This window comes from Sphingomonas alpina, from assembly GCF_014490665.1.
Taxonomy (GTDB): domain Bacteria; phylum Pseudomonadota; class Alphaproteobacteria; order Sphingomonadales; family Sphingomonadaceae; genus Sphingomonas; species Sphingomonas alpina.
Genome location: NZ_CP061038.1, coordinates 5046778 through 5073132, shown reverse-complemented (window position 1 = coordinate 5073132; position 26355 = coordinate 5046778). Strand labels below are relative to the sequence as shown.

23 protein-coding genes are annotated in these 26355 nt (G+C 65.1%); 8 read left to right on the top strand and 15 right to left on the bottom strand.

Going from position 1 to position 26355, the window contains the following annotated elements; genetic code table 11:
• From H3Z74_RS23770 to H3Z74_RS23750, 5 genes are all read left to right on the top strand, one after another.
• Entirely contained in the window at positions 1-1062 is a 1062-nt protein-coding gene (locus tag H3Z74_RS23770; RefSeq protein ID WP_187761917.1) for an isocitrate/isopropylmalate dehydrogenase family protein, read from the top strand.
• A complete protein-coding gene (locus H3Z74_RS23765) occupies positions 1059-2441 on the top strand; it encodes an NAD-dependent succinate-semialdehyde dehydrogenase (protein WP_187761916.1) in 1383 nt (460 codons plus the stop codon). Before H3Z74_RS23770 ends, H3Z74_RS23765 begins: the two co-directional genes overlap by 4 nt.
• Positions 2438-2839 (top strand): cupin domain-containing protein, encoded by a 402-nt coding sequence (locus H3Z74_RS23760; RefSeq protein ID WP_187761915.1) that lies wholly within the window; start codon positions 2438-2440, stop codon positions 2837-2839. The genes H3Z74_RS23765 and H3Z74_RS23760 overlap by 4 nt, the downstream gene beginning before the upstream one ends.
• Positions 2836-3132, top strand: coding sequence for a putative quinol monooxygenase (locus H3Z74_RS23755; RefSeq protein WP_187761914.1), 297 nt, complete (start codon positions 2836-2838; stop codon positions 3130-3132). The genes H3Z74_RS23760 and H3Z74_RS23755 overlap by 4 nt, the downstream gene beginning before the upstream one ends.
• Before the next feature lie 338 nt (positions 3133-3470).
• Positions 3471-3833 carry a hypothetical protein gene (locus H3Z74_RS23750; protein WP_187761913.1) on the top strand — a complete coding sequence of 121 codons (363 nt, stop codon included), beginning with the start codon at positions 3471-3473 and terminating at the stop codon, positions 3831-3833.
• On the opposite strand, the gene astD is transcribed toward H3Z74_RS23750, so the two are convergent.
• The 3 genes from astD to H3Z74_RS23735 all read right to left on the bottom strand — a co-directional run bounded on the left by astD (position 3800) and on the right by H3Z74_RS23735 (position 8820).
• A complete protein-coding gene (gene astD / locus H3Z74_RS23745; protein ID WP_229726779.1) occupies positions 3800-5218 on the bottom strand; it encodes a succinylglutamate-semialdehyde dehydrogenase in 1419 nt (472 codons plus the stop codon). The two genes, H3Z74_RS23750 and astD, sit on opposite strands and share 34 nt — an antisense overlap.
• A 1-nt stretch (position 5219) precedes the next feature.
• A complete protein-coding gene (locus tag H3Z74_RS23740) occupies positions 5220-6407 on the bottom strand; it encodes an aspartate aminotransferase family protein (RefSeq protein ID WP_187761911.1) in 1188 nt (395 codons plus the stop codon).
• A 157-nt stretch (positions 6408-6564) separates the two neighbouring features.
• Positions 6565-8820: a TonB-dependent siderophore receptor gene (locus tag H3Z74_RS23735; protein ID WP_187761910.1), complete on the bottom strand. Its 2256-nt coding sequence runs from the start codon at positions 8818-8820 to the stop codon at positions 6565-6567.
• Positions 8821-8956: 136 nt separating this feature from the next.
• On the opposite strand from H3Z74_RS23735, the gene H3Z74_RS23730 reads away from it, so the two are divergent.
• Positions 8957-9862: a LysR substrate-binding domain-containing protein gene (locus tag H3Z74_RS23730; RefSeq protein WP_187761909.1), complete on the top strand. Its 906-nt coding sequence runs from the start codon at positions 8957-8959 to the stop codon at positions 9860-9862.
• 8 nt (positions 9863-9870) lie between these two features.
• Here the strand turns inward: H3Z74_RS23730 and H3Z74_RS23725 are convergent, their stop codons facing one another.
• The 5 genes from H3Z74_RS23725 to H3Z74_RS23705 all read right to left on the bottom strand — a co-directional run bounded on the left by H3Z74_RS23725 (position 9871) and on the right by H3Z74_RS23705 (position 15670).
• On the bottom strand, positions 9871-10902 hold the full coding sequence (locus tag H3Z74_RS23725; RefSeq protein ID WP_187761908.1) for an arginine N-succinyltransferase: 1032 nt from the start codon (positions 10900-10902) through the stop codon (positions 9871-9873).
• The gene (locus H3Z74_RS23720) at positions 10902-12023 is read right to left on the bottom strand and encodes a PepSY-associated TM helix domain-containing protein (protein WP_187761907.1); all 1122 of its coding nucleotides are present in this window, start codon (positions 12021-12023) and stop codon (positions 10902-10904) included. The genes H3Z74_RS23725 and H3Z74_RS23720 overlap by 1 nt, the downstream gene beginning before the upstream one ends.
• The gene (locus tag H3Z74_RS23715) at positions 12020-13453 is read right to left on the bottom strand and encodes a M20/M25/M40 family metallo-hydrolase (RefSeq protein ID WP_229726778.1); all 1434 of its coding nucleotides are present in this window, start codon (positions 13451-13453) and stop codon (positions 12020-12022) included. Before H3Z74_RS23715 ends, H3Z74_RS23720 begins: the two co-directional genes overlap by 4 nt.
• Before the next feature lie 139 nt (positions 13454-13592).
• Entirely contained in the window at positions 13593-14999 is a 1407-nt protein-coding gene (locus tag H3Z74_RS23710) for a sensor histidine kinase (RefSeq protein WP_187761906.1), read from the bottom strand.
• A gap of 2 nt (positions 15000-15001) precedes the next feature.
• Positions 15002-15670, bottom strand: a complete 669-nt coding sequence (locus H3Z74_RS23705) for a response regulator transcription factor (protein ID WP_187761905.1) — start codon at positions 15668-15670, stop codon at positions 15002-15004.
• Between the two features lie 125 nt (positions 15671-15795).
• On the opposite strand from H3Z74_RS23705, the gene H3Z74_RS23700 reads away from it, so the two are divergent.
• Positions 15796-18456 (top strand): extracellular solute-binding protein, encoded by a 2661-nt coding sequence (locus tag H3Z74_RS23700; protein WP_187761904.1) that lies wholly within the window; start codon positions 15796-15798, stop codon positions 18454-18456.
• A 58-nt stretch (positions 18457-18514) separates the two neighbouring features.
• Here the strand turns inward: H3Z74_RS23700 and H3Z74_RS23695 are convergent, their stop codons facing one another.
• The 3 genes from H3Z74_RS23695 to H3Z74_RS23685 are packed head-to-tail and all read right to left on the bottom strand — an operon-like array spanning position 18515 to position 20610.
• The gene (locus H3Z74_RS23695) at positions 18515-19153 is read right to left on the bottom strand and encodes a 2-dehydro-3-deoxy-6-phosphogalactonate aldolase (RefSeq protein ID WP_187761903.1); all 639 of its coding nucleotides are present in this window, start codon (positions 19151-19153) and stop codon (positions 18515-18517) included.
• Positions 19143-20045: a 2-dehydro-3-deoxygalactonokinase gene (locus tag H3Z74_RS23690; protein WP_412034824.1), complete on the bottom strand. Its 903-nt coding sequence runs from the start codon at positions 20043-20045 to the stop codon at positions 19143-19145. Before H3Z74_RS23690 ends, H3Z74_RS23695 begins: the two co-directional genes overlap by 11 nt.
• Positions 20046-20079: 34 nt before the next feature.
• On the bottom strand, positions 20080-20610 hold the full coding sequence (locus tag H3Z74_RS23685) for a TetR family transcriptional regulator (protein WP_229726777.1): 531 nt from the start codon (positions 20608-20610) through the stop codon (positions 20080-20082).
• A 195-nt stretch (positions 20611-20805) separates the two neighbouring features.
• Between H3Z74_RS23685 and H3Z74_RS23680 the strand changes: the two genes are divergently transcribed.
• Positions 20806-21471, top strand: coding sequence for an O-methyltransferase (locus H3Z74_RS23680; protein WP_187761900.1), 666 nt, complete (start codon positions 20806-20808; stop codon positions 21469-21471).
• Between the two features lie 104 nt (positions 21472-21575).
• Here H3Z74_RS23680 and H3Z74_RS23675 read toward each other — a convergent pair whose 3' ends face one another.
• From H3Z74_RS23675 to H3Z74_RS23660, 4 genes are all read right to left on the bottom strand, one after another.
• Positions 21576-22088 (bottom strand): FKBP-type peptidyl-prolyl cis-trans isomerase, encoded by a 513-nt coding sequence (locus tag H3Z74_RS23675; RefSeq protein WP_187761899.1) that lies wholly within the window; start codon positions 22086-22088, stop codon positions 21576-21578.
• Between the two features lie 140 nt (positions 22089-22228).
• Entirely contained in the window at positions 22229-23650 is a 1422-nt protein-coding gene (locus H3Z74_RS23670) for an erythromycin esterase family protein (protein WP_229726776.1), read from the bottom strand.
• Positions 23647-25305 carry a serine hydrolase domain-containing protein gene (locus tag H3Z74_RS23665; RefSeq protein WP_187761897.1) on the bottom strand — a complete coding sequence of 553 codons (1659 nt, stop codon included), beginning with the start codon at positions 25303-25305 and terminating at the stop codon, positions 23647-23649. The genes H3Z74_RS23670 and H3Z74_RS23665 overlap by 4 nt, the downstream gene beginning before the upstream one ends.
• Positions 25293-26354 carry a DUF1611 domain-containing protein gene (locus tag H3Z74_RS23660; protein ID WP_187761896.1) on the bottom strand — a complete coding sequence of 354 codons (1062 nt, stop codon included), beginning with the start codon at positions 26352-26354 and terminating at the stop codon, positions 25293-25295. Before H3Z74_RS23660 ends, H3Z74_RS23665 begins: the two co-directional genes overlap by 13 nt.
• Between the last annotated feature and the right edge of the window lies 1 nt (position 26355).

Sequence of the window (26355 nt, the reverse complement as noted above, 5' to 3'; positions counted from 1 at the left end):
ATGCAGTTGCTCGTTCTGCCCGGCGACGGGATCGGTCCGGAAATCACCGCGGCGACGCTGGCGGTGCTGCAGGCGGCCGCCGATGCGTCGGGTGTCGTACTCGACGTCACGGAGCGCGATATCGGGCTGAAGAGCCTGGCCGAGCAAGGCACGACCTTGCCCGAGGCGGTGCTCGACGCGATCCCCGAAGCGGACGGGGTGATCCTCGGCCCGGTCTCGCATTACGACTATCCCGCCGGCATGCCCAATCCGTCGGCGGCGCTGCGCACCAAATTCGCGCTCTATGCCAATATCCGGCCGTGCCGGTCGCGCGAGGGGCTGAGCATCCTGCGCAAGCCGATGGACCTGGTGATCGTGCGCGAGAATACCGAGGGCTTCTATGCCGACCGCAGCATGCATGCGGGGCCGGGTGAATTCATGCCCGATGCCGACAGCGCATTCGCGATCCGCAAGATCACCGCTGCTGCCTGTGCGCGTGTCGCCCGCGCCGCATGCGAGATCGCGATGGGCCGCACAAAACGCGTGACCGCGGTGCACAAGGCGAATGTCCTCAAGCTGACCGACGGGCTGTTCCTACGCGAAGTGCGCAAGGTCGCGGCCGAGTTCCCGGAGGTGACGCTCGACGAAGTGATCGTCGATGCCGCCGCCGCACTACTGATACGCAGCCCGGAGCGGTTCGACGTGATCGTCACCACCAATATGTTCGGCGACATCTTGTCGGACGAAGCGTCGGAATTGAGCGGCAGTCTCGGCCTTGGCGGATCGATCAACCAGGGCGATGCGATCTGTGTCGCGCAGGCACAGCATGGCTCCGCACCCGACATTCAGGGTCAGGGCATCGCCAACCCGACCTCGCTGATCCTCTCGGCGGCAATGCTGCTCGAATGGCAGGCGCAGCGCAGCGGCGATGCGGCACTCGGCGCGTGCGGACGGCGGATCGAAGCGGCGGTCGAGACCGTGCTGGCCGATCCGGCGAAACGGACGCGCGATGTCGGCGGGCCGCTCGGCACCGAGGCATTTGCCGAAGCGGTGATCGCCGCGATCCGGGACCAGCGGGCATGATCGTCTCGATCAACCCGGCCACTGGCAGCGAGATCGCACGCTACGATGTCCATACACCGGCGGAGATCGATACGATCCTCGACCGTGCAGCGCGGGTGCAGGCACGCTGGCGTACCGCACCGATAGCTGAACGCACCGCATTGCTGCGCGTGATCGCGGCACGGCTGCGCGAGCGCAAGCCGGACCTAGCGCAACTGATCGTTGCGGAGATGGGCAAGCCGATCGGCGAGGCCGAGGCCGAGGTCGAGAAATGCGCGATCAATTGCGATTTCTATGCCGGTGCCGCGCCGGCAATGCTTGCCGACACGAAGGTCGCGAACGTCGCCAATACCGAGCTGATGTTCGATCCGCTCGGCGTGGTGCTGGCGATCATGCCGTGGAATTACCCGTTATGGCAGGTGTTCCGCTTCGTCGCGCCGGCGCTGGCGGCGGGCAATGGCGTGATCCTGAAACATGCCGGCAATGTCACCGGCTGCGCGCTGGCGATTGGCGAGGTTATCGCCGAGGCAGGCTGTCCCGCCGGGCTATTCGGATTGGTGATCACCGAAGCGGAGCAGGTCGAAGCGATCATCGCCGATCCACGCATCGCCGCGGTCACGCTGACCGGGTCGACTCAGGTGGGCATGATCGTCGCGGCGCAGGCCGGGCGGACACTGAAGAAACAGGTGCTCGAGCTGGGCGGGTCGGACCCGTTCGTGGTGCTGGCCGATGCCGATCTCGACCATGCCGCGCGCATGGCGGTGACCGCGCGCTTCACCAATGCCGGGCAAAGCTGCGTCAATGCCAAGCGCTTCATCGTCGAGGCGGCAGTGCATGATCGGTTCGTCGACTGCTTCCTCGACCATGCCGGGCGGCTGACGATGGGCGACCCGCTCGATCGCGCGACCGGGCTCGGGCCGATGGCGCGCGCCAATCTGCGCAGTGCGATCGACGATCAGGTGCGGCGCAGCGTCGCGGGTGGCGCGCGGCTGCTGCGCGGCGGGGCAGTGCCGGACAGGCCGGGCTTCCATTACCCGCCGACGCTGCTGGACGGCGTCACACCGGGCATGGCCGCATTCGATGAGGAGACGTTCGGCCCCGCTGCGGCGATCGTGCGGGCACGCGATACCGAGGATGCGATTGCGCTCGCCAACCGCACAGCCTTCGGGCTTGGCGCGTCGCTGTGGACCGCAAATCTCGATCGCGCCCGGACATTGGTGCGGCGGATCGATGCCGGGGCCGTGTTCGTCAACGCTATGGTCGCATCCGACCCGCGCGTGCCGTTCGGCGGGATCAAGCAATCGGGTTATGGCCGCGAGCTTGGCGAACATGGATTGCGGGAGTTCACCAATATGAAGACGGTGCGGATCGACCCGGCGCCACAGGCGGTGGCGGCATGAGCGGCGTGATCCTCCGCCCTGCCGACCTGCCGGTAAAGGATCGCGGTGGCGGCATCCGCACCACACCTCTGGTCACCGCACGAGTCGGGTCGCGCGCGATGCTCAACGGCATCACCACGCTCGATCCCGGCGCGGCGGTGCCGCTCCACACCCATAATTGCGAGGAGAGCGTGGTGGTTCTGTCGGGCCAGGCGCGCGCCCATATCGACGGAGTCGAGACGGACCTGGTCGCGCATGACACGACCTGGATCCCGGCCGGGGTGCCGCATTTCTTCCGCAACATCTCCGATAGCGAACCGATGTCGATCCTGTGGACCTATGCCTCGATCGATGCGACGCGGACGATCGTCGCCACCGGCGTCACCACGCGGATCGATGAAGAACGAGGCAATGGATGATCGACGAGATCGCACGGATCGATGTGACGCCGGGCAGCGAAGCCGCGTTCGAGGCGGCGGCGGCGGAGGCTACGCCCTTGTTCAAAGCGGCCGCCGGGTGCCATGCGATGCGCCTGCATCGGTCGCATGAAGTGGCTGGCCGCTATTGGCTGATCATCGCCTGGGACTCGGTCGAGGCGCATCTGGCATTCCGCGACACGCCCGAATTCGCCGAATGGCGGCGGCTCGTTGGGGGTTATTTCGCCGGGCCGCCTTCGGTCGAGCATGGTATTCCGACTGGCGCTGGATTCTAGCACGGCTTCGAGCTGAGCTGATCCACTCCCTTCCGTTCGCCCTGAGCTTGTCGAAGGGCCGTCCTTCTCTTTCCCACGTTGAAGTGAAGGACGGTGCTTCGACAAGCTCAGCACGAACGGGGGAAAGTGATTCCACCCAGGCCGATGGCGCTCCAGGTCCAATCGACGATCGATCGGCGATTTGCCTGCTGTTTCGTGCTGTTATTTCAGAGAAAATTTTCCCCTGCTGTTAAGTTGGATTTTAGCTGTAAAATTCAAGCCTATTTTCAGCGATTTACGGCGAATTATGCTGTTATTCGTAACAGGGCGATAACAGCATCATAACAGCAAGGAACAGCATGCTGTTCGGTGCCGAAACAGCAGCGTCGGAGCGTTCGTTATTTTCCAGTCATGTCAAAGAGCGGGGCGGCACGCCGGCTGGCGTTTCGACCGGCCGTCACAGTGGCGCATCCTGCGATGTCATTGAATCGATGGCTGTTGCAGCGCCGGTGCAGAAGCGCATTGGATTGATTGCAGGCCGGCTGTCGTCGGCGGCCACCCTCTTCATCTTTCTTGCTTCCCCGGCGAAGGCCGGGGTCCAGTTGCAAGACGGCGGTAACAGGCGCTTCACGCCACGCGAACGCCCCCAACTGGACCCCGGCCTTCGCCGAGGAAGCAATAGAAGAGGTCAGCCGCGCACACCCTTCAGGTCGCCGCGCTGATCGACCACCGTATCCGCCTCGAAACTGGCGACCGGATAGGCGCAATAATCGGCGGCATAATAGGCGCTGGGGCGATGATTGCCCGAGGCGCCCAGCCCGCCGAACGGCATCGACCCGGCAGCGCCGGTGGTCGGCCGGTTGCGGTTGACCACGCCGGCGCGGATGCGGCGCAGGAACGTCTCCCACAGCGCATCATCGTCAGTGATCAGGCCGGCGGACAGGCCGAACCGCGTCGCATTGGCAGCCTCGATCGCAGCATCGAAATCCGCGACGCGGATGACCTGCAGCACCGGGCCGAACATCTCCTCGTCGGGTGCGTCGATCCCAGTCACGTCGAGGATTATGGGGTTGAGAAAAGCAGTGGGGCGGCCCGCCACAGCCTCGGTCCGGCGGATAGGATGCGAGCCACGCCGCACGAGTTCAGCGACCTGTTCGGAAACGCGAGTGGCGGCGGCGGGTGAGATCAACGGGCCCATGAACGGTTCAGGGTCGTCGTTCCATGCGCCGATCACCAGCCGGTCGGACAGCGCGACAACGGCAGCGACGATCGCATCGCCGGCGGCGCCCTCTGGTACGATCAGGCGACGCGCGCACGAGCAGCGCTGGCCAGTGGTGATGAAGGCCGAGGCGACGACAATCGAGGCGATCGCGTCGCTGTCGCCGTCCCAGGCGATGAGCGGATTGTTACCGCCCAGCTCAAGCGCGAGGATCACCTTGGGACGATCGGCAAACACGCGTGCGAAATGCGCGCCGGCGCCGGCCGATCCGGTGAACAGCAGCCCGTCGATATCCTGGTCGAGCAACGCCGCGCCGGTATCGCGGCCGCCCTGCACCACGGCGAACACGCCTTCGGGCACGCCCGCCTCGCGCATCGCGGCGCCGATCAGTTCGCCGGTCAGCGGCGTTTCCTCGGACGGCTTGAACACCACCGTATTCCCGGCAAGCAAGGCGGGCACGATATGGCCGTTGGGCAGATGGCCGGGGAAATTATACGGCCCGAGCACCGCCATCACGCCGTGCGGGCGGTGGCGCAGCACGGCACGGCCGAACGCGGCGGCCTGTTCGCGGCTGCCGGTGCGTTCGGCATGGGCGGCGATCGACAGATCGACCTTGCCGATCATCGAGGCGATCTCGGTGCGCGTTTCCCACAACGCCTTGCCGGTCTCGCGCGAGATCGCGGTGGCCATCGCCTCGGCATTGGCCCTGAGCGCGTCCTGATAACGGCGAACGATCGCGATCCGTTCATCCACACTCGTTGCCGACCAGCCTGCGAATGCGTCGCGCGCCGCGGCAACGGTGTCGGCACATTGCTGCGCGGATGCGGCAGGCCCCGACCAGACAATATCGCCGCTGGCCGGATCGCGTGAATCGAAGGTCGTTGTCATATCAGGCCGCCATTGTCCCAAGCATCGCGTTGCACGTCTCGTCCATCCGCTCGAGCGCGATATCGGCCTCGGCATGCGACAATGTAAGGGGCGGGAGCAGGCGGATGCAATTGTCGCCGCCGCCGGCGACGAGCAGGTGCCGGTCGCGCGCCGCGGCCATGAAATCGCGGTTGTTGACCGCGAGCTTGACGCCGATCAGCAATCCCTTGCCGCGCACATCGACGATCGTCTCGGGGTAGCGCGCCTTCAGTGTGGCAAGGCCGTCGCGCAAATGCGCGCTGATCTCACGGACATGCGCGAGCATCTCCGGCGCCGCAATCGCGTCGAAGGCGGCAATCGCCACCGCCATGGCGAGCGGGTTGCCGCCAAAGGTCGAGCCGTGCGTGCCCGGCGTCATGCCGCTCGCGGCGCGGCTGGTGGCAATGCATGCACCGACTGGAAAGCCGCCACCAAGCGCCTTGGCCACTGTCATGATGTCAGGAGCGACATCGTCATGCCATTGATGCGCGAACAGCCGACCGGTGCGGCCCATGCCCGACTGAACCTCGTCATGGATCAGCAGCACGCCATTCGCGTCGCAGGCCTGGCGCAGTTTGCGCAGCATGGCTTCGGGGATGGCAAGCGCGCCGCCCTCGCCCTGCACCGGCTCGATGATCACCGCAGCCGTGGTCGGCGCGGCAATGGCGTCGGCGATCGCTGCCCAGTCATCGACGGCAAGCTGGAGATAGCCGGGAAGCGCCGGGCCGAAGCCATCGAGATAGGCCGTGTTGCCCGACGCATTGATCGCGCCATAGGTGCGGCCATGGAACGAGCCCTTGAAGCCGATAATCACGTCGCGTTCGGGATTGCCGCCCGCCGCATGATAGCGCCGCGCCATTTTCAGTGCGCATTCGATCGCCTCCGATCCCGAATTGGCGAAGAAGGCGAGATCGGCGAAAGTTGCGCCCGTCAGCCGTTCGGCGAGTGCTTCCTGCCCCGGAATCCGGAACATGTTGGAGATATGCCACAATGTGTCGGCCTGGTCCTTCAGCGCCGCGACCAGAATCGGATTGCAATGGCCGAGCGCATCGGTGGCGATGCCGGCCACACAATCGAGCCAGGCGTTATCCGCGGCATCGTAAAGCCAGCTGCCTTCGCCGCGCACGAAGACCGGGGCAGCACGATTATAAACGTTGAGCAGCTTGGACATCGACGCTTCCTTTCCGGGTTCATGACGAAATAGTATGAAATCGGAAAAGCGGAATCGGCCGGGATCATCGACAGATCAAACGAGTTAGTTGCAATTCCTTATGCGTAAACCGCATCAAGAAATGACGCGAGATCCACCGGACCCCGCGTCATGAAGGTCAGAAGCCCGTCGCGATGGTGAACTTGATCGCGGTCGGGATGCCTTGAGCAACGAAATCGGCGCCGGCAGACCCGAAGTATCGCTTGTTACCGACATTCTCCCAATTGACCCGGAACGACGTCTCCGCGCCGGAAATCTCGGTCGTATAACCGGCGCCGAGATTGAAGATCGTATAACCCGGCACGATCGCCAGATTGGCGGCATTGAGCGCACGGCTGCCGACATGGAACACCGCGCCATTGACCGCAAAGCCGGGCAGGATCGATGTCAGCTTATACTCCGCCGATACCGACACGGTGTTCTTGGGTGCGTTATCGACGCGATTGCCGACGATCGTCGTGGTCTGCTGACGGCTCCCGGTGATCGGGTCGAACACGGGCACTCCGGCATTGTTGACGGTCAATGTCGTTGGCGCGCCCTCTGTATATTTGGCATCGAGAAACAGGGCGCTGGCATAGATCGAAAGATCCTGCGTCACCTGGCCGCTCGCACTGATCTCAAGACCCTTATACACTTGCTTGCCGTCGAGTACGTACAGGTTGGACCCGTTCACATAGGCCGCATCGCGTTTGATGTTGAAATAGGCAGCCTGCAGCAGGAGGCCGTGTTTCGGCTCGACCTTTACGCCCGCCTCATATTGGCGGCTGTTGGTCGGAGGCAGCGGCGACCCGGCATTCGATGCCGTTACCGGCGCCGACGGGGTGGTTTCCAGCCCCTCGATAAAGGTGCCGTAGACACTGATCCATTTGGTCGGCTTGCCGACAACGCCATAGGAGAAGGACGTCGGCGACGCCTTGAACGCCGTGACGTCATTGAAGCGAATCGATTCCCGATATTTGGATTTGCGCACCCCGGCGAGCACGTCGAGATACTCACCGAACGAGATTCGGTCGAAGATGTAATAGCCGACATCGTTGATGCGGGTTTTGCGGGCATCGTTCGCACCGTAGTTGGGCAGTGCGAACGGGACCTCGGCGAACTGGATCGGATTGGCCAGGTTCTGTGTGAAGTTCAAATTGACCGCATTGGGGTTATCGCGATCGCGGACATTCTGCGAGACGCCGATCAGGATATTGTTCTTGATGAAACCGATCGGCACCACGCCCGCCAGTTCGGCGCGGATATTGCGATTGAGGAACTTGTCCTGCGGCGAGTTGGCCACGGTCAGCGTGTAGTTGCCGCCGGGAAGCGGCTTGCCAAAATCGATATAGCTGAAGTGCCGATCACGGCTGAAATCGGAGAAGCCCGCGCTGGCGCTCAGTTCCCACCGTGGGGTGAACTTCCACCGCGCGCTGAGCAATGCATTGGTCTCCTCACCCTCCGTATACCCCCATTTGCCCGGGCCGAAGTTCAACGAGTTGCGCTGGAATTGGGGTAATGTGACGGTCGGCTTGGGATTGGCCACGGTCTGAACCGGCTTGGTCGCATAGCGATAAATGCCAGGCTCTCCCGCCTTGCCGTAGATCCGCTCGACGTCGAAATTGAAGGTCAGCGTATCGGTCGGCTTGAAGTCGAACGCACCGGCCAGCAGGTAGCGATGCCCGTCGGCATTATCGATGCCGGCGTCGATGCGGGAATAAGCCGCGTTGAGCCGCGCGCCGAACACGCCATTACCCCAGCTATTGCCGTAATCGACGGCGCCGCCGATCGCGCCGCGCGAACTGCCGTTGAGCTTGAAACCGAACTTCTCGGTTTCGGTCGGACGCTTCATCACCATGTTGATGATGCCCGACGGTGCGGTGAAGCCATAATACAGCGCCGACGCGCCCTTCAGCGCCTCGACCCGCTCCTTGTCCTCGAGCGGCAAGCCGACGATGTTGATCACCGGCAGAATGCCGTTGAGGCGGTAATTGCCGCGATTCTCGACATCGATGCCGCGGATCGCGAGGTTGCTGTAGACCAGGGACGAAATCTGCGAGACCGACACCCCGGCCGAGTTGCGCAATGCGTCGAGCACCGAGGCCGATTGCTGCTGATCGAGCAATTCGCGCGGAATGACGCTGACGGTCAACGGCACGTCGAGTTGGCGCGCGCCACGGAAGCTGCCGACCTGCACTGCCTGAGTGCCGGTCCGGTCGGCGGTCACGACGATATCCTCAAGCTGGGCGCCGTCGTCAGGTGCCTGCTCGACCGTGGCCGGCGCCTGTTGTTCGGCGGGCGTGGCGGGCTGCGATTCAGTCTGCGCCGAGGCGGACATCGGCAGCATCAAGGTGGCGGCGCCACCAAGCAGGATGGCTTTATAGGTCGGCTTCATGTTACTTCCCCTTATTCTAAATTGTTATTTATAAAGGTGACGCGCTGTTTGCGTCTTTCACCCAAAACCCTCATAGCTAACCCGAGTCTTGCAACAGGACTTGCGACTTTTCCGCACCGTTACATGCGAGAATGGAATGAACGACCGCAGCCGCCGCCTGCTTCCACCGATGGGTGCGCTGCACAGTTTCCTGATCGCGGCGCGGCATGAGAGCTTCTCGCGTGCGGCCGACGAGATCGGCCTGACGCAAAGCGCGATCAGCCGGCAGATCGCGACGCTGGAGGACTGGTTGCAGGTCACCCTGTTCACGCGCATCGGTCGCCGCGTCACGCTGAGCGCTGACGGGCGCGCCTATCTGGACGCGGTCGCGCCGGCACTGGCGGCGATCCGCGTCGCCACGTCGCGCGTCATCGCGCGGCCCGACGACAATGCGCTGAGCATCGCCACCTTGCCCGGTTTCGGCATGCGCTGGCTGGCGCCGCGGCTCGGCGGGCTGACCCGTGAAGTGCCCGAGCTGGTGATCAATGTCGCCGCGCGAGTGCATGAATTCGATCTCGAGGCCGATGGCTTCGATGCGATGATCCACTTCGGCGCGCCCGACTGGCACGGCATGGAACATGACCTGCTGTTCCACGAACAATCGATCGCGGTCATTGCGCCGGCCCTGCTCGCCGACCGGCAGATGGCAAGCCCGGCCGACCTGCTGAAGCTGCCTCTGCTCGTGCAGACCGAGCGACGCGGCGCATGGCGGCGCTGGTTCGATGCCGCCGGGATCAACGATGTGCTGCCCGGCGACGGCCCGGTGTTCGAACATTTCCTGATGGTCGCGCAAGCCGCCGCCGGCGGGGCGGGCGCCGCGCTGCTGCCGCGTTTCATGATCGAGCCCGAGCTGGAATCGGGTGCGCTTGTGCCGCTGTTCGACCACAGGCTGGAGGATGAAGGCGCTTATTATCTGGTCTATCCCGCCGACCGGCTGAAGCGTCCGATCTTTGCCCGGTTCCGCGCCTGGATCGTGGAACAGGCTGCCAGCGCGAGGGGGTAAGCGCCGGATCATGCCGCCACCCCGACGGCACCCGGCGACCAGCGGACGGTGGCGCCGCGATCGGCACCGAGCAGCTGGATGGCATCGGTCGCCAGCGCGATCTCGCCGTCGGCGACCTGGGCGCTGGCCATCACGGCGCGAAAACCCAGCAGATCTTCCGAGCAGATCAGATGCGGCGTCGCGGCGGGCGCGGCATTGGGTGAGAGCGTGGCCGGCCGGGCCTGGCGCGACTGGGCGACGGTCGCGATCTGGTCGCGGTCGCAATGCATTTGTGGCCCGGCGTCGAACACATCGACATAGCCTTCGTAGCGGAATCCTTCGCTACGCAACATCGAGCGCGCCGGCATCGAATTGCGGTGCGGCTTGCCGATCACTTCGCGCGCATCGGGCGGCAGCAGCTCGATATAGAGCGGGTGCTTGGGCAGGAGTTCGGCGATGAAATCCGCACCGCGCGTTGCACTGAGCAGGTCGGCGGTGGCGAAATCCATGCTGAAGAAGCGCGCACCGACCGCGTTCCAGAACGGGTTCTCGCCGCGATCGTCCTGCCAGCCGCGCATCTCGCCCATCAGCAGCGGGGCGAACAGGTCGGGCCGGATCGCGACCAGCATATAACGCGCCCGCGCCAGCAAGCGGCCCGCGCCCGTGCCCTTCAATGACGGATGGATCGCCAGCGTGCCGACCTCGGTCGTGCCGGTATAGTCATTGGCCAGCGCAAGCATCTCGACATCGCAGCTGACATCGACCGCCTGGCTGCGCTGCACCAGTCGAAGGCGTTTGTAGGAGAAGAAGCCGTAAGGCGAGCCGACATGCGGGTAGAGCGCCGAGGTGCCCTGGACCGTACCGTCCCCGGCATCGAGGACGAGCAGATATTGCGTCTGGGCACGGTCGAGCTGACCGCGAAAGCTTGCCACAGAGCGCTCGATCTTTTCGCCGAGCACAGCACGGTCGGCCGGCAGCGTGGTCATGCCCGAGCCCAGGCTTTCGGCAAGCGCAACGACGCCGTCCAGGTCGCGGGTTTCGGCGGGGCGGACGAAGCGCATCACGCCGCCTCCGCCGTGCTCAGCGCCGCCGGTGCGCGCTTGCGACTGCGGGCGCGGCGCGAAAACCACAGCCACAATCCCGTCCCCGACAGGCCGGCGAGCGACAGCCCGGAGAGCAGGAACAGGAGCCGCGTCGCGATGCCGCCGAACAGGCCGGTATGGACAGTGTAGAGCCAGTCGACGATCTCGCTGCCCGCGGGCAATGCGCCAGCGACGTAATGGCCGAGATCGGCGCCGCTATAGGCATTGTAATAGACCTGTTTTGCGCCATCGGGCCGCACTGTCAGGTCGCTGTCGAGATAGATGGCGACGACATTGCCGCCGCTCGAAAAGCGGATCTGGCGCAGCGGAGTCGCGCCATATTCGGCGCGGGCGCGGGCGACCAGGCGATCGACCGGCAACGGCGTTGCGCCCGCCACCGCGGCGACCTTTGGCGCGGGACGCTGCGTGACGGTGCCGAACAGGCCAAGCACGCCGCGAACTTCATCCTTCCACACCATCATCGCGCCGGTGGTGGCGGAGACGATGAGCAACAAGGCGGCCGCCCCGCCCCAGGCGCGGTGCAGCGTGCGCCAGCGCCGGTCGCTATTGCCGCGCCACAGGATTCGAAAGCCGTTCCGGAATCGCGCAAGGCCGGGCCACCAGACGATTGGACCGGTGATCGCCATAAAAAGCAGCGCAAGCCCTTCAATGCCGATGATGATCTCGCCCGTGTCGCCCGCGAGCAAGGTGTGATGGACGGCGAACAGCCATTCCGTCGGCCAGGCGGTACGCGTACCGTCGCGCAGGATATGATTGCGGAATGGATCGACCGCGATGAGCCGCAGCGCTTTGGTGTGCGGATCGGTCAGCTTGAACAGCGCGGCGCCATCGGCCCAGCGCGAGATTTCGATACGATTGACGGTCGCGTCCGGATGCGCCGTTTGGACCATGTCGAGCATCTGTTGAACCGGCACGCGCGATGCGGTCGGCGCGACGACGATCGCGGGATGGATGACGCGGTCGATCTCGTCGCGAAAGACCATCGTCGCCCCGGTCAGCCCCTGAATCAGCAACAGGATGCCGACCGTCAGGCCAGTCCAGCGATGCAGTTTCAGGAGGAAGGGGCGCAATCGCTTCACCGCGCGCTCCCATAGGCCTTGACCAGCCGGTAGAGGAATTCGCGCGCATCATAGAGCGACTTGACGCGCACACGCTCGTTCAGGCCGTGCACACCATTGCCGTCGGGATCGACGAACACGCCCGACACGCCGTAAGTCGGAATGCCCGATGCATTGAGGAAACGGCCATCGGTCGCGCCGGTGCTGAGGGTCGGGATGACCGGCACGCCGGGCCAGATCTCTGCGGCGATCTTCTCGATCGGCCCCATCAGCGCGCGGGTCAGTGGCGGGGCGGGGCTTTGCGGTCCGGGCGCTGCGGTCGGCTTCAATGCGACCTTGGGATCGGCGACCTGCTCGACCAGTTGCCGCTCGATCGCGGCGATATCCTCGCCCGGCATGATGCGGCAATTGACGTTCGCCTGAGCATGTTGCGGCTGCGCGTTTTCGGCATGGCCACCCTGAATCAGGGTCGAGATGCAGGTCGTGCGCAGGAACGCGTTCCAATAGGGCGAGCCGGCGGCGATGCGCGCATAGGTTGCCGCATCGGCAGTGCCGACGCCCACCGCAGCCATGTCGGTGCGGACCTGCCCCTGATAGGACGGCGCGGACCGGGCAAAGAAGCCCTTGCTGCCATCGACGACATGGACCGGGAATTTATACGCCCCGATCCGCACCAAGGCGGCGGCGAGCCGCACGATCGCATTGTCGTCGGTCGGCCGCGCGCTGTGCCCGCCTGGCGCGACGGCGGTCAGGGTGAAATCCTGATAGACTTTCTCGCCGGTCTGGACCCCGAACGACATCGGCTTGCCGGTTTCGTCGAGCAGGCCTTTGCCGCCCTCGTTGAGCGCGAAGCCCGCCTTGAGCGCGTCGGGATCGGTCCTGAGCAGATACTCGACGCCGTCGAAGTGCGAGTCGGTTTCCTCACCACAGGTCAGCGCGAGCTTGATCGTGCGGCGCGGGCGAAAATTCTCATCGCGGTAACGGATCAGTGCATCGACGAACGACGCAGCCATCGCCTTGTCGTCGATCGCGCCGCGGGCGTAAAAATAGCCATTCTCCTCGACCAGCTTGAACGGGTCGCGCTGCCAGTCGGAGCGCTTCGCCTCGACCACATCGATATGCGCGACCAGCAGGATCGCGGGCGCTTTGGCATCGGTGCCGATGATGCGACCGACGAGATTGCCCTGTTTCGGGAAAGCATCGGGAATGACCACGCGGAACGCGTCGGGTGCATATCCCGCCGCGACCAGCCGGGCGCGCATGCGTTCGGCAGCCAGTGTGCAGCTGCCGTTCGACAGCGACGTGTCGGTCTCGATCAGCTCCTGGTACAAGGCACGGAAGCGGGCCTGGCCGGGATCGGCCGGCGTCGCGGCAGCGGCCGGCACCGCGCCCAGCACGGCCGCCATGGCCAGCGCGACTCGTGTCATCCGGTGATCGAAACGTCGCGCCATCGCCAACCCTTTTCTCCCATGCCGTCGCGAACGACGGGCCGCGCCCTTGGCGGGCGTCGATGGGGAAGGGTATGCGGCTATCCTGTCACGGTGCTGTCACGTTTCAATTGACTGCAAAGCATGACATTTTTGGTCGCAATCAGCTGGCGGCAGGCGCGATCGGCACGCGGACTTCGACGCGCAAGCCCGGTCCGGCGGCACGATCGGCCAGAAGCACGGTCGCGCCGATGCTCTCCGCCAGCGCCTGGACGATCGCGAGTCCCAAGCCGCTCCCCGGATGTGCCTGGTCACGGTCGAGCCGGCGGAAGCGGGTGAAGACCAGCGGCCGATCTTCGGGCGGGATACCGGGGCCGTTATCCTCCACCACGATCAGCGCAGCGTCACCATCCAGCGCAACCGAGACCAGCACCACCCCCTCGGCAGGGGTGTAGCGGATCGCATTGTCGACCAGATTGCCGATCAGTTCGCCGGCGAGATCGCCGATGGTCACGACCCGCAGCGCCGGCACCGCCGCATCGAATTGCAGGTCGATCGCGGATTTCAGCGCGCGCGGCGCCTGTTCCTCGGCAACGCCGCGAACGACGGCGACAATATCGGTCGGCCGGGCATTGCTCATCGCCGCTTCGCGCGACCCCTCCGCGCGCGCCAAGGCGAGCAGCTGAGTCAGCAGGCGTTGCAGCCGGGTCGTGGCGGCATCGATGTCCACAGCGGACTGGCGCGCCGGTCCGGGCGGCAATTCGACGGTCGATTTGAGCAAGTCGATATGCGTGCGCAGGATGGTCAGCGGCGTGCGCATCTGATGCGACGCATCGGCGGTGAAGCGTCGGATGCCCTGCACCGCATTGTCGAGCCGCGCGAGCAGGCTGTTGACCGCCGCGATCAGGCTGCGCAGCTCGTTGGGCACATGATCGAGCGGCAGCGGATCGAAATCCGCCTTGCGCCGCCCCTCCATATGGCGGCGGATCGTCTCGAGCGGGCGCAGTCCCCAATGCACCGCGATCGGCAGCAGCAGCACGAGCAGGCCCAGCAGCAGCAGTTCGAGAATAGCGAGCGCACCGAGCATGCGGTCGCGCAGTGCGCGGCGTGCATCGAGTGTCTCGGCCACTTCGACGATCACCAGCGAGCGGACGCGCGGCACCTGGCGCGCCATCGCCGCGATGCGGATCGGGAATTCGCGGAAGCGGGCATATTCATAGACGATCGCCCCGTCATCGACCGGCGGTCGCTTCACATGCGGCAGATCGGGATAGCCGGTGATCAGCTCCTTGCCCGCCCGGACGCTGTAATAGACATTATCGCGCGCGTCGTTCTCCAGCATGCCGAGCGCGGAGGGCGGGATGTCGAGCGTGACCTGGTCATCCTCCAGTGCAAGCGTTTCGGCGATCGCGCGCGCCGACGCGCCGAGGATGCGGTCGTTCACGCCTTCGACGATATTGTTGATCGTCAGCGCGCCACCGAGACCCAGCAGCAGCGCGAGCGCGGCCATCGGCAGGCCGAGCCCGAGCAGCATCCGCCGCGTCAGCGAAGTCGCCCGGACCAGCGCCAAATCTAGTCTTCTTCCATCAGGTAACCGAGCCCGCGCAAGGTGCGGATCGTCGGCCCGTGCGGTTCGAGCTTCTTGCGCAGCCGCGCGATATAGACCTCGATCGCATTGGGCGCGACCGCCTCGTCATAGCCGAACACTTCCGCCGCCAGCCGGTCCTTCGACACGACCTGGCCGACGCGCGCGATCAGCCGTTCGAGCAACACCCATTCGCGGCGGCGCAGTTCGAGATCGCGGCCGTCGATCGCCGCGGTATGGTGCGAGCGGTCGAATTCGAGTCGGCCGACGCGGATCACCGGCGACGGATCGACCTGCGGCCGGCGCAGCAGAGCGCGCAGCCGTGCGGCGAGTTCCTTGGGCTCGAACGGCTTGAGCAGATAATCGTCGGCGCCAAGATCGAGCCCGCGGACCCGGTCCTCGATCGCATCGCGTGCGGTGAGCATCAGCACGGGCGCCTTGCAATGCCGCGCGCGCAGGATCTTCAGTACGTCGAAGCCGGACATGTCGGGCAGGCCGACATCGAGCGTGATCACGGCATAGGGTTCGTCGGCAGCCATCATCAGCCCCGATGCGCCATCGAATGCCGGATCGACCGAATAACCCTCCGCCGTCAATGTCGCGGTCAGGCCGCGCGATAGCGCCGCGTCGTCCTCGATAAGCAGAACTCTCGCCAAGATGGAATTCCGTGTGACAGCCGGATGAAAGGTTGGCCGTGTTCCTGTACCACCAAGCAAATAGAAAACGGAGCGAGGGTGCAAGGGTGAGTTCGAACCGTTGGCAACGATTGGCAGGACGGGCGATGCTGGCGCTGCTCGGCTGGACCTTGCTTGCCGCGGCGACGCCGATCCCGCGCGGCTATCCCAGATCCTATCGCGACATCGCCGCCAATGCCGCGTCGGAACGCGCGCTGCTGGTCTATTCGACGATCAATGGTTCCGATGTGGCAGACCTGCTCGCCGAGTTCCGCAAGGCCTACCCCGCGATCCGGCTCGAGTATCGCGAGCTTTCCTCGGCTGGTCTGTACCGGACCTTTGTCGAGGAAGTACGCGCCGGCCGGCCCAGCGCCGACCTGCTGTGGAGCGCGGCGATGGATCTCCAGACCAAGCTGGTCAATGACGGCTATGCCCAGGCTTATGCCTCGCCGGAAAAACCCTATTTGCCGCCCTGGGCGATCTGGAAGAATCAAGCCTATGGTGTGACGGCCGAGCCGATCACGATCGTCTATAACCGCAAGCTTGTGCCGCAGGCCGATGTACCGCGCACCCATGCCGATCTGATCCGCCTGTTGCGGGCGAAGCGGGCTTTCTATCTTGGCCGGGTGGCGACCTATGACCCGGTCCGGTCGAGCGTCGGCTATCTCTATATGAGCCAGGATTTACAGCTGAACCGCGACACCAGCGCCCTCATGAAGGCCTTTGGCGAAACGCGCGTGCGCCTGTTCGATTCTTCGGCGGCCATGCTCGATGGGATCGCGTCGGGACGCCAGCTGATCGGCTATAATGTGATCGGGTCCTATGCACTCGAACGCCGGGCACATAACCCGGCGATCGGGGTAGTGATGCCGAGCGACTATACCCTGGTCACCTCGCGCGTCGCATTGATCGCGCGCGAGGCGCGTCATCCCAACGCCGCCAAGCTGTTCCTCGATTTCCTGCTGTCCCGGCGCGGGCAGTTCCTGTTGTCGCGTCGCTACATCACGCCAGCGCGCGCCGATGTGCCCTCGCATGCCGGTGCGCGCGCACCGGCGGCGATCGCGCGGGCGATCCGCGTCGGGCCAGCGCTGATCGCCAATCTCGACCAGATCAAGCGCCGGCATTTCGCCGCCGAATGGGCCGCCGCGCTCGCTACCCCCGCCCTTGAGGATCCGCCCATGACCATCTTCGATCCGCTGTCACGGCGTCGTTTCGGTGCGCTTGCGCTTGGCGGCGGCGCCGCGCTGCCGCTGTCCGGCATGCTGGGCGGCGCGGCGTCCGCGCGTACATCAGGCCCGCTGATCGGCCCGGTTGCCAAGCCCGGTCCGGTGACCGACGGGCTGCCGCGCAGCACACCCGAGGCGAAAGGTGTCTCGTCGGCTGTGATCGGTGCGTTTCTCGATGATGTCGCCGGAGCCGGTCTGGAAATGCACAGCTTCATGCTCGCGCGGGGCGGATCGGTCGTCGCCGAGGGCTGGTGGTGGCCCTATGCGCCGCAGCGCGTGCACATGACGCATTCGCTGACCAAGAGCGCGATGGTGTGCGGCGTCGCGCTGGCGCTCGACGAGAAACGTTTCGCGCTCGACGACAAGGTCGTCTCGTTCTTCCCCGAACATGTCCCCGCCGACGCAAGCGAGAATCTGCGCACCATGACGGTCGAGAATCTGCTCACCATGCAGACCGGTCATGATCATGAGACATCGGGGTCGGAATGGCGGCCGATCAAAACCAGCTGGATCGCCGAGTTCATGAAGATCCCGGTGGTGTACAAGCCCGGGACCAAGACGGTCTATACCAGTGCCGCGAGCTATATGCTGTCGGCGATCGTGACCAAGACAACGGGCATGAAGCTGGCTGATTATATCCGGCCCAAACTGCTCGATCCGATGGGCATCACCGATTTCCAATGGGACGTCAGCCCCGAAGGCGTCAGCCCGGGTGGCAATGGCCTCAGCTGGACAACGGCGGATTCACTGAAACTGGGCATGCTCTACGCGCAAAAGGGGCGGTGGAACGGGCGGCAACTGCTCTCCGCTGCCTGGGTCGAGGCAGCTTCTCGCCACCATTCCGACGATGAGGAAGGGCCGTACGGCTATCAATGGTGGATCGGCCCGGACCAGTCTTATTTCGGGCTCGGCAAGTTTACCCAGATGTCGATCGTCTTCCCGCAATATGACGCGGTGCTCGCGATCTTTTCGGCAATCAACAAGAGCCGGATGCTCAAGCCCTTTATCTGGAAGCATTTCCCCGCCGCCTTTGTCGACCGCAAGCCAGCCATGCCCGGCGCCGCTGCCGCGCTGCGCAAGCGGACTCAGGCGTTGCAATTGCTGCCACCGCTGGCAACGTCACCCTCACCCGTCACGACGCAAATCACGGGACGGGATTTCACGCTCGCGGCTAATGATCAGGCGTCCCAAAAAGTCAGGTTCGATATCGGCACCGACCGAGTGCGCTATCAGTTGACCGACGATCGCGGCACGCATTCGATCACCGCCGGTCTGGGCGACTGGCTGGAGCAGGAAACAACGATGACCGGTGCACGGCTGCACCATGAATATGAGCCCGAACGGATGCGCGTCCTGGCGCGCGCGCGCTGGGTCGATGACCGGACATTGGAAATGACCTGGCAGTTCATCGAAACCGTGTTCCGGGACACCGTGCTGTGCCGGTTCCAGGGTGACACGGTGGTCATCGATCGCGGCGTGAACATGAACTCAGGTGAACTGAAATTGCCCACCCTGACCGGAATCCGCGCACCCCTGACCTGACCATGCCGGCCGGCCGCACGGTGTGCGTGGCAAGGCCGGCCGCCAGGGCTGCTTGGTGTTACCGTTGCGGTGAGCGCCGCAGCGCATCCGTGAAGGCCGCAGCGCGCGCACCGACCTCGTCCGCGCTCATGCCGGCCTTGTACAGTGCCGAGCCCAAGCCGAAGCCATCGCATGCGCCGCGCCAGTCGACGAGGGTTTCCGGCGACACGCCCCCGACCGCCAGGATGGGAACGGTGCGAGGAATCACAGCGCGCTGCGCGCCCAGGATGCGCGGCGAAGCGGCCTCGGCCGGAAACAGTTTCAGGCCAGTCGCACCGGCATCGATCGCGGCGAAGGCCTCGCTGGGGGTGAAATAGCCCGGCAGCGAGATCAACCCTCTGTTCGTCGTGGCTGCGATCACATCGATATTGACGTTGGGCGAAATGACCAGTTGCGCACCGGTATCGGCAACGCGCGCCACGTCGGCCTCGCTCAGCACAGTGCCCGCACCGATCAGGGCATCGCCGCCGAAGCGACGCACGATCCGGCCGATACTGTCGAACGGATCGGGCGAGTTGAGCGGCACCTCGATCATGCCGATGCCGGCGGCGATCAGCGTCTCGGTGATTGCCTCGACCTCGTTCGGCGTCACGCCGCGCAGGATTGCAACGAATGGGCAGCGCTCAAGTGCGGAAATCAGGGTCGGTCTAGCGTCCATCGATTGCCTTCCAGATTGCGGTGATGCCGGCGGAGAAGGCAATATGGCTATCGATCAGCACCGGAGTGCCGCCCGCCGCGGTGACCGCCGCTGCATAGAGAATGCCCAGCGCCGCATCGGCGAGGATGTGAACCTCTTCCCCGGCGACCAAGTCCTGCTCGCGCACGTCGGCGCCGATCAGCAGGCCGCTCACGCGCGCCGCCGTCTCGCTCGCATCGCGGCGGCCGAGCACGACGCCTGCGCGCTCCCCGAACAGGCTGGAGAGCAGGCGATCATCCTGCGCCAGCGCAAGCCCGTCGCGAAATGCCGGGCCATCGATAACCGTGCCGGTGAGGAAGTCGCCAAGCAGGCTGTGCGCCTTGAGCAGCGCAAACATCTCACCGGTCATTGCGGTGCGGAAATCGGCGACGACGCCGCCGCGCACTTTTGCCCATTTGCAATGCGTACCCGGCTGACACAGCACGGCGTCGGCGGGTGCCAGACCGGCGGCGACCGCACCGAGCAACTGCACCTCCTCGCCGCGCATCACATCACTGCTGTCGCCGGCGGTGAAGCTGAGTCCCGGAACGATCGCGGTGCGGCCCGGTTCGACCCAGACCAGTCCTTCTACCAGCGCATCGAGGCCGGCGGGGCACATGCGATAGGGTACCTCAACCCAGCCTCGCGTCGACCCAACCATGCCCGCGCACAATATCGGTACATCGCCGAGCCGTGCACGGATCGCGGCAACCTCGCCGGCGAATGCCTCACGCGGCACGGCCAGCACGCCCTTGTCGTCGCGCATCATATCCATCACCGCGCCATCTGCGGCGATCGCGTAAGCGCGGCGATTGGTCGTGCCCCAATCAATGGCAATAAAGGCGGGCCTGATAGCGATAGGGGCGTTCACCATCATGTGGCGTAAAGTGCAATCAGAATCAGAATGATCAGCGACACCCGAGGTCTTTCAGATAGGCACAGAACATATCAGCCATGGCCTCGGCATAGGCATGAACCTCGGCAGGGCTTCGCGGGGCTTCGGAAAACTGCTTGCCCACCTGGCTCAGCGTCGTCGTGATCAGATCGCCGGCCAGGTCTTGTGCCGCTTTTGACGTCCCAGGCAGTGCCTCGCGCATGAAGCGCTGGACCGTGTCCATGCCCGACTCCTTTGCCGCCCGCGCCTCGGGCGCGTCGCGGTAGAGCGGTGCGGCATCATCGAGCGCGCCCCGTACCGTTGCCTCGTCGCATTCCGACTGGACAAAGGCGTGAACCAACGTGCGCAGCCGTTCGAGCGGCGGCCGGCCGGTATCCTCGAGAATGGTGCGCAGCAGATCGGTGGTCTGACGCCATTCGTCGCTCTGGAGCCGGAACAGGATCGCCGCCTTGTTCGGAAAATATTGGTAGAGCGATCCGACGCTGACGCCGGCGCGCTCGGCCACGCGCGCCATGGTGAAACGCTGCGCGCCTTCCTTCGCCAAAACCTGAACAGCAGCATCCAGAACCGCCGCGACAAGCTCCACCGCGCGGGCTTGCCTGGGCTGTTTTCGCGAGGAAATCTGTGCGTTTCGGCGATCGGTCATGGTCGGCACCGGCAATGCGAATAGAGAAACTGACGAATTAGTCGTATTTCTGAGTCGACGCAATGACGCGCTCATCCGACCCCGGAGACCTGCATGACTATCCTCACCACCGCCCCGCTTGCGCCGCTGCTGGAGCGCCTGTTCAACGAAGCCGACGCGACCTCCCCGACGGCGGACCCCGCCTTTGCCAACATGTCCGCCGAGGAACGGACGCGGTTGATGCGCAGCAAGACCGAGTATCTCGAACTGTACGGCCGCCTGAAGGATGTAGCACTTCCCGTGTCACGCGAGACGGGCGCATTGCTCTACATGCTCGCGCGCAGCACCGGTGCACGGACGATCGTCGAATTCGGGACGTCGTTCGGCATATCGACCCTGCATCTCGCTGCCGCGCTGCGCGACAATGGCGGCGGACGGCTGATCACCAGCGAGTTCGAGCCGTCCAAGGTGGCGCGGGCGCGTGACAATCTGACCGCGGGCGGCCTGATCGACCTGGTCGAGATCCGGGCGGGAGACGCGCTGCAGACGCTGAGCACCGACTTGCCCGAGACGATCGACCTCCTGCTGCTCGATGGCGCCAAGGCGCTCTATCCCGAGATATTGGATCTGGTGGAAAGCCGTCTCAGGGCAGGAGCCCTGATCGTCGCCGACAATGCCGATTACAGCCCCGACTATCTGGCGCTCGTGCGCTCGCCCGCGAGCGGATACATGTCCATTCCGTTCGGGGAAGATGTCGAACTGTCGATGCGGATCGGCTGACGCCGATTTTCGGGCCAATGTCCCGACGACCGTTCCAAGCCGTCCTTATGCCGACAGCCGATCGCGGATGATCGCGATCGGCTGCCGGACATCAGCTCCGATCATCACGATGGCCTGGCGGGAGCGATGGCGATCAGTTCGATCGTGAAGAGCAATGTCGCATTGCCGGGGATGGGACCGATGCCCTTGACGCCATAAGCCAAGCCGGACGGCACGGCGAATTCGAAAGTATCGCCGACCGCCATCAGCGGAACCCCTTCGCGCCACCCCATGATGACCTTGGAAAGTGGCAGGGTCACCGGCTCGCCGCGTGCAATCGAACTGTCGAATTCGGTGCCGTCCACCAGCCTGCCCGCATAGTGCAACACAACACTGTCTGCCGCTGCGGGATGCGCGCCGGAACCATCGCCCTTGATGCGCCGCCAGCGCAACCCCGAAGGCGATGCCGACCAGCCCTGCGCTTGTCCCCGGTCGCGCAAGGCACTGGCCTGGCGATCGAGCCACTGCGACGATACGAGCGGTGCGGCGGGCGGCGCGGCAGGCGGCGCGACTGCGGCCTGGCCCAGCAGCATCGCGCCCGCGGCGATCTGCGCACAAAACAGAAGCTGTATCACCATCATTCCATTGCCAGCCACCGCGCAGCGGCGTGCCAGGCGGTATGGGATATGATGCGCCGGCCGTGAGGTTCCGCCATGCCCCGCGACCCGTTTTCATCCTGGCGAGCATGACTCGCTGGGCGCGTGCCGGGGTGATGGCATCAAGGCTCTGTCGGGAACTTCACCGCCGGCGTCAGGCGATCCAGGAAGATCACGGCATCCAGCGCCGTCGCCGGCGATATCGCATTTTCGGTGCTGAAATTGGCCCGTATCGACTGCGTTTGCGCCAGCCATGCGCCGACCGGTGCTTCATCCCTTGCCGGACGGATATCCAACAGGAAATGCTCAAGCCCGGTCGCGGCAAGTCGCGTATCGAGGCTTGCGGAACCCTGTGTGGCAGGCGGAAGGCCCGGGCCGTTCGATCCGGCACTGATCGGCATGATCAACAGGTCGTTGCCCAGGGCTTGCCGCAGATGCTGCCCCATCATCACGGGCGCCTGTGCGTATACGGCCCAGATGCCACCACGGGTCGGGGCGTTCATGATGTGCCCATTGTGCGCGAACAGCAGAACCCGCCCCGCGGGCCCCTCACGTTCGATCACCCAGCGAACATTCTCCGCCATCGCCGAATCCCGCGCGGCATCGGCCTTATAGTCTTCGGGCGACAGATCCTCCCCCGGCGGCCCGGGAGGAGAGACGTGGAACAGCGCCTCCAACTGGCGCGCAACGACCGCATTGCGACGAGCCCAGTCATAATCGGTTTGCGTGGAGGCAGCGATCAGTCCCGAACGGTTTCGATCGAAGACATCGACCAAGCCGTCAATCGCAGCGCGCAGACGGACGCGCTCACCCGGTGTCAGAGCGGCATAGCCGGCCTGAGTGAAACGATCGAGGAACGGCGCGACCGCTATCCGCGCACGCCGCGACAGCCGCGGCTCCGTGCGGGACAGATAGCCAAGGCTGTCCTGAAGCGTGATCCGGGCATTGAGCCAAAGGCCACTGGCCTCGCCGCCGCTCAGATCGATGCCGTAAAAACCGACCTTCCGCCTGTGCCCGGGATCGGCATTGTAGCGGCGTACCCATTCAAGCAGTTCGACATTTTCGGAGAATCGTCCGAAGCCCCAGGTGAAGCCGTTGCGGGCGAGCTGCCGGGCATCACCCGGCCCTCCCGCCGCATAATCATATAAGAGGCGCGATTCGCTGAGGCCGGATTCGACCGCGATCGCGGTGAATCCGCCCTGCTCGACCAGATAGCGAAAAAGGCAGTTGCGGAAGGCGAGCGGTTCGTGCGCGCCGTGCGCGGGCTCGCCCAGCGCGACCACCCGGGCGTTTCCCACCACAACCCGGATTCCCTCCATACCGGTCATGCCCGATGGCGACGTGCAGGCCGGGAGCGGAATGGCGTGGCCCCGCGCCCATGCGACAAAGGCGGCCGCCGAAACCTCGGGCTGCACCGCCGGAACTCTTTCCTGCGCCAGCGTTACGATGGGCGAGGTCAAGCCGATCGCGGCAGCGAGTAAGGTCAGGCGGCGGATCGGTTCGATCACCCACCGCAACCGCACCGCCGCGATCGCGCTCTTCACGGCAAATCGATCCGGTACAGCGCCATGCCGGTCGTCATCAGCCGTTGCGCCTGGCCGTCGATGACGGTGTCGAAGCCGAACCATTCCGGCGCAAAAGTCGGCTCGGCGAAGCGGAATCGGCCCGCCCCGGCCTCGTCCAGCAGCGCGGGATCGCCGTCCGAGCCAATATAGGCCGTCATCAGGCGGCCATTGCGCACCAGAACACGCACCCCCTGCCCCTCCTCACCATGCGCCTTGTAGCGGCCGACCAGCCGGCGGTAGGCAGCGGGCGCCGCGACAAGCGCGCGGCCACTGCCTTGCTTCGCATAGCCCGAGGCGCCTTCCACCACATCGGTCACCGCACCCGATCCATCGCGGAAGAAAGTGAACGCACGTGGCCCCGTCGGAGTCAGATACAGACCCCAGACATTCTCACCCAGCCGGGTCAGCGGCACGGCCGCACCCTTTTGTTCGAGCGTCAGCCCGCCAGCGGAATCCGCAGCAAACACCAGCGCCTCTTCCTTCAGATCGACGAACCGTCCGGCGAAACTTGCGGCATCGGCACGCGGCTTTGGCGCGATATTCCTTGGCTCCGCCTGCTTCTGGTCGCCCCGCACGCCCCGCACCAGCCGAGCAACGATCCGCTCGCTCAGCGCCTCGTCGAGTGGACCGTTGCTGAGCAAGACGACCGCAAAGCCGTCAGGCAGATGCGCTTCGAGATGGGCCTGGAAGCCGGCGATCGACCCGCCATGCTCAAGCACCTGCCCATGATCCGAGACCTCGATCCCATAGGCATAATTATCGAGCGCCGGAGTCGAAAACCGATCAAAGGCTCGCGCGGAAATCAACCGGCCGGCGGGCGTGGCCCCGCGACCGAGCAGCATGCGGGCATAGGCGCTCATGTCGGCAGCGGTCGAAACGATCGCGCCGTCCGAGGCGAGATAGTCGAACCAGGGCGCTTCGGCATAGCTGCCGTCGGTCCGGCGTTCATAGCTCGTCGCGATCTGGCCGCGCAGTCGATCGTCGATCTGCGGCGCGGTCGCGGTCATGCCGAGCCGGTCGAGCACGCGCTGCTGCAGGATCAGCGGGAAAGGCAGATGCTCGATCCGCTCCGCTGCATAGCCGAGCAGCTGATAGCCGGAATTGGAATACCAGAAATGCGCACCTGGCGCGTAGCGCGGTTCGAACCCGTTCAGCGCTGTGATGAGGAAGCGCATCGACGCGACATCGGACAAATAATTGGGCAGGCCCGCGGTGTGCGTCATCAGCGCATGGCCGCTGATCGCGGAGAACCGCGTCTTGGGGTGAAAGTCGGGCAGATAACGGGCGATCGGCACATTTGGGTCGAAGCGCCCTTCATCGGCGAGCTGCATCAGGGTGATGGCGGTGAAGGATTTGGAGATCGAGCCGATCGCGAAGCGCGTCTCCGCCGTCACTGGCAACCGCCGTCCGATATCGGCATAGCCATGCGTCGCCACCAACAGCAGCCGGTCGCGATCGGTGACCGCGACGACCAGACCCAGATCGCCCGGCGCCGTTTCGACCATCGTACGGACATCGTCCAGCGCCGCGTCCAGTGATGCAGCGGCCTTCGGCGTTTCGGCACCAGCCGGTACGGCAAAGCCGAGCCCCAGCGAGAGCGAGAGCACTGCAATCAACCGCATCATCCGAGACATGCGTCCACCAATCCTTCAAATGCCGGGCCAGGCCGCATCGGATCGGCGACCGGCATACCCCATTGATCGGCACAGCGTTCGGTCAGCATCGCCGCTTCGGCGGGCGAGAGTCCGGCTGTATTGAGCGATACCCCGGCACAGCGCACCGCCGCATTGGTGAGCCGCGCGAGTTGCAGCGTCAACGCAACTGCCTCGCCGATTGAGGGTACGGGATAATCGGGCAGGCCGACGATGCGCTCGCGTCCATGGGCATGGCAAAGCACGAGCATGTCAGGCTGGGAACCGTGCAACAGCCCCAGCGAAACGCCGGCATAGGAGGGATGGAAGATCGAGCCCTGTCCTTCGATCACGTCCCAGTGATCCGGGTCGGCATCCGGGCTCAGTATCTCCGCCGCGCCGGCGGTGAAGTCGCCGATCACCGCATCGATCGGAATGCCCGATCCCGCGATCATGATCCCGGTCTGCCCGGTCGCGCGGAAGTCCGCTGCCAGGCCGCGAGCACGGAAGGCGGCGGCGAGCGCCAGCGCGGTGTATTTCTTGCCCAGGGCGCAGTCGGTGCCGACGGTGAGAAGCCGCTTTCCGGTCCGCCGCTGGCCAGTCGCGATCGGCAGGCCAGGCGGCGGTGTGCGGATATCGATGAGGCGGCGGCCGAACGCCTCAGCCGTCTTCCGCAGACGCGGCTCGTCGGCAAGCCGATCATGCGCACCGCTGACGATATCCAGCCCCGCTTCCAGCGCCGCGACCAGGTGGGGAATCCATCCCGGGCGGATGGCGCCGCCAATCGACGCCGCGGCCAGCACCAGCGCGCGGGCCCCGGCCGCATAGGCCTCCACCGGAGTCATCGACGGTAGCCCCAGCGAGGCGCGGGCGCCGTCGCACCGATACTCCGCGACGCACAGCCCCGGCGCCCAGTCGCGCAGGCCCAGTCCGGTCTTGAGGAACGTCGTATCGTCGGCATCGCCCAGGAACAGGAGATAGGGGCGCGGCAAATCGATCGGCGTCGCCCCGGGAAAAACCGGTGCGGTCGAGGCGGGTGTTTGACGGACCATG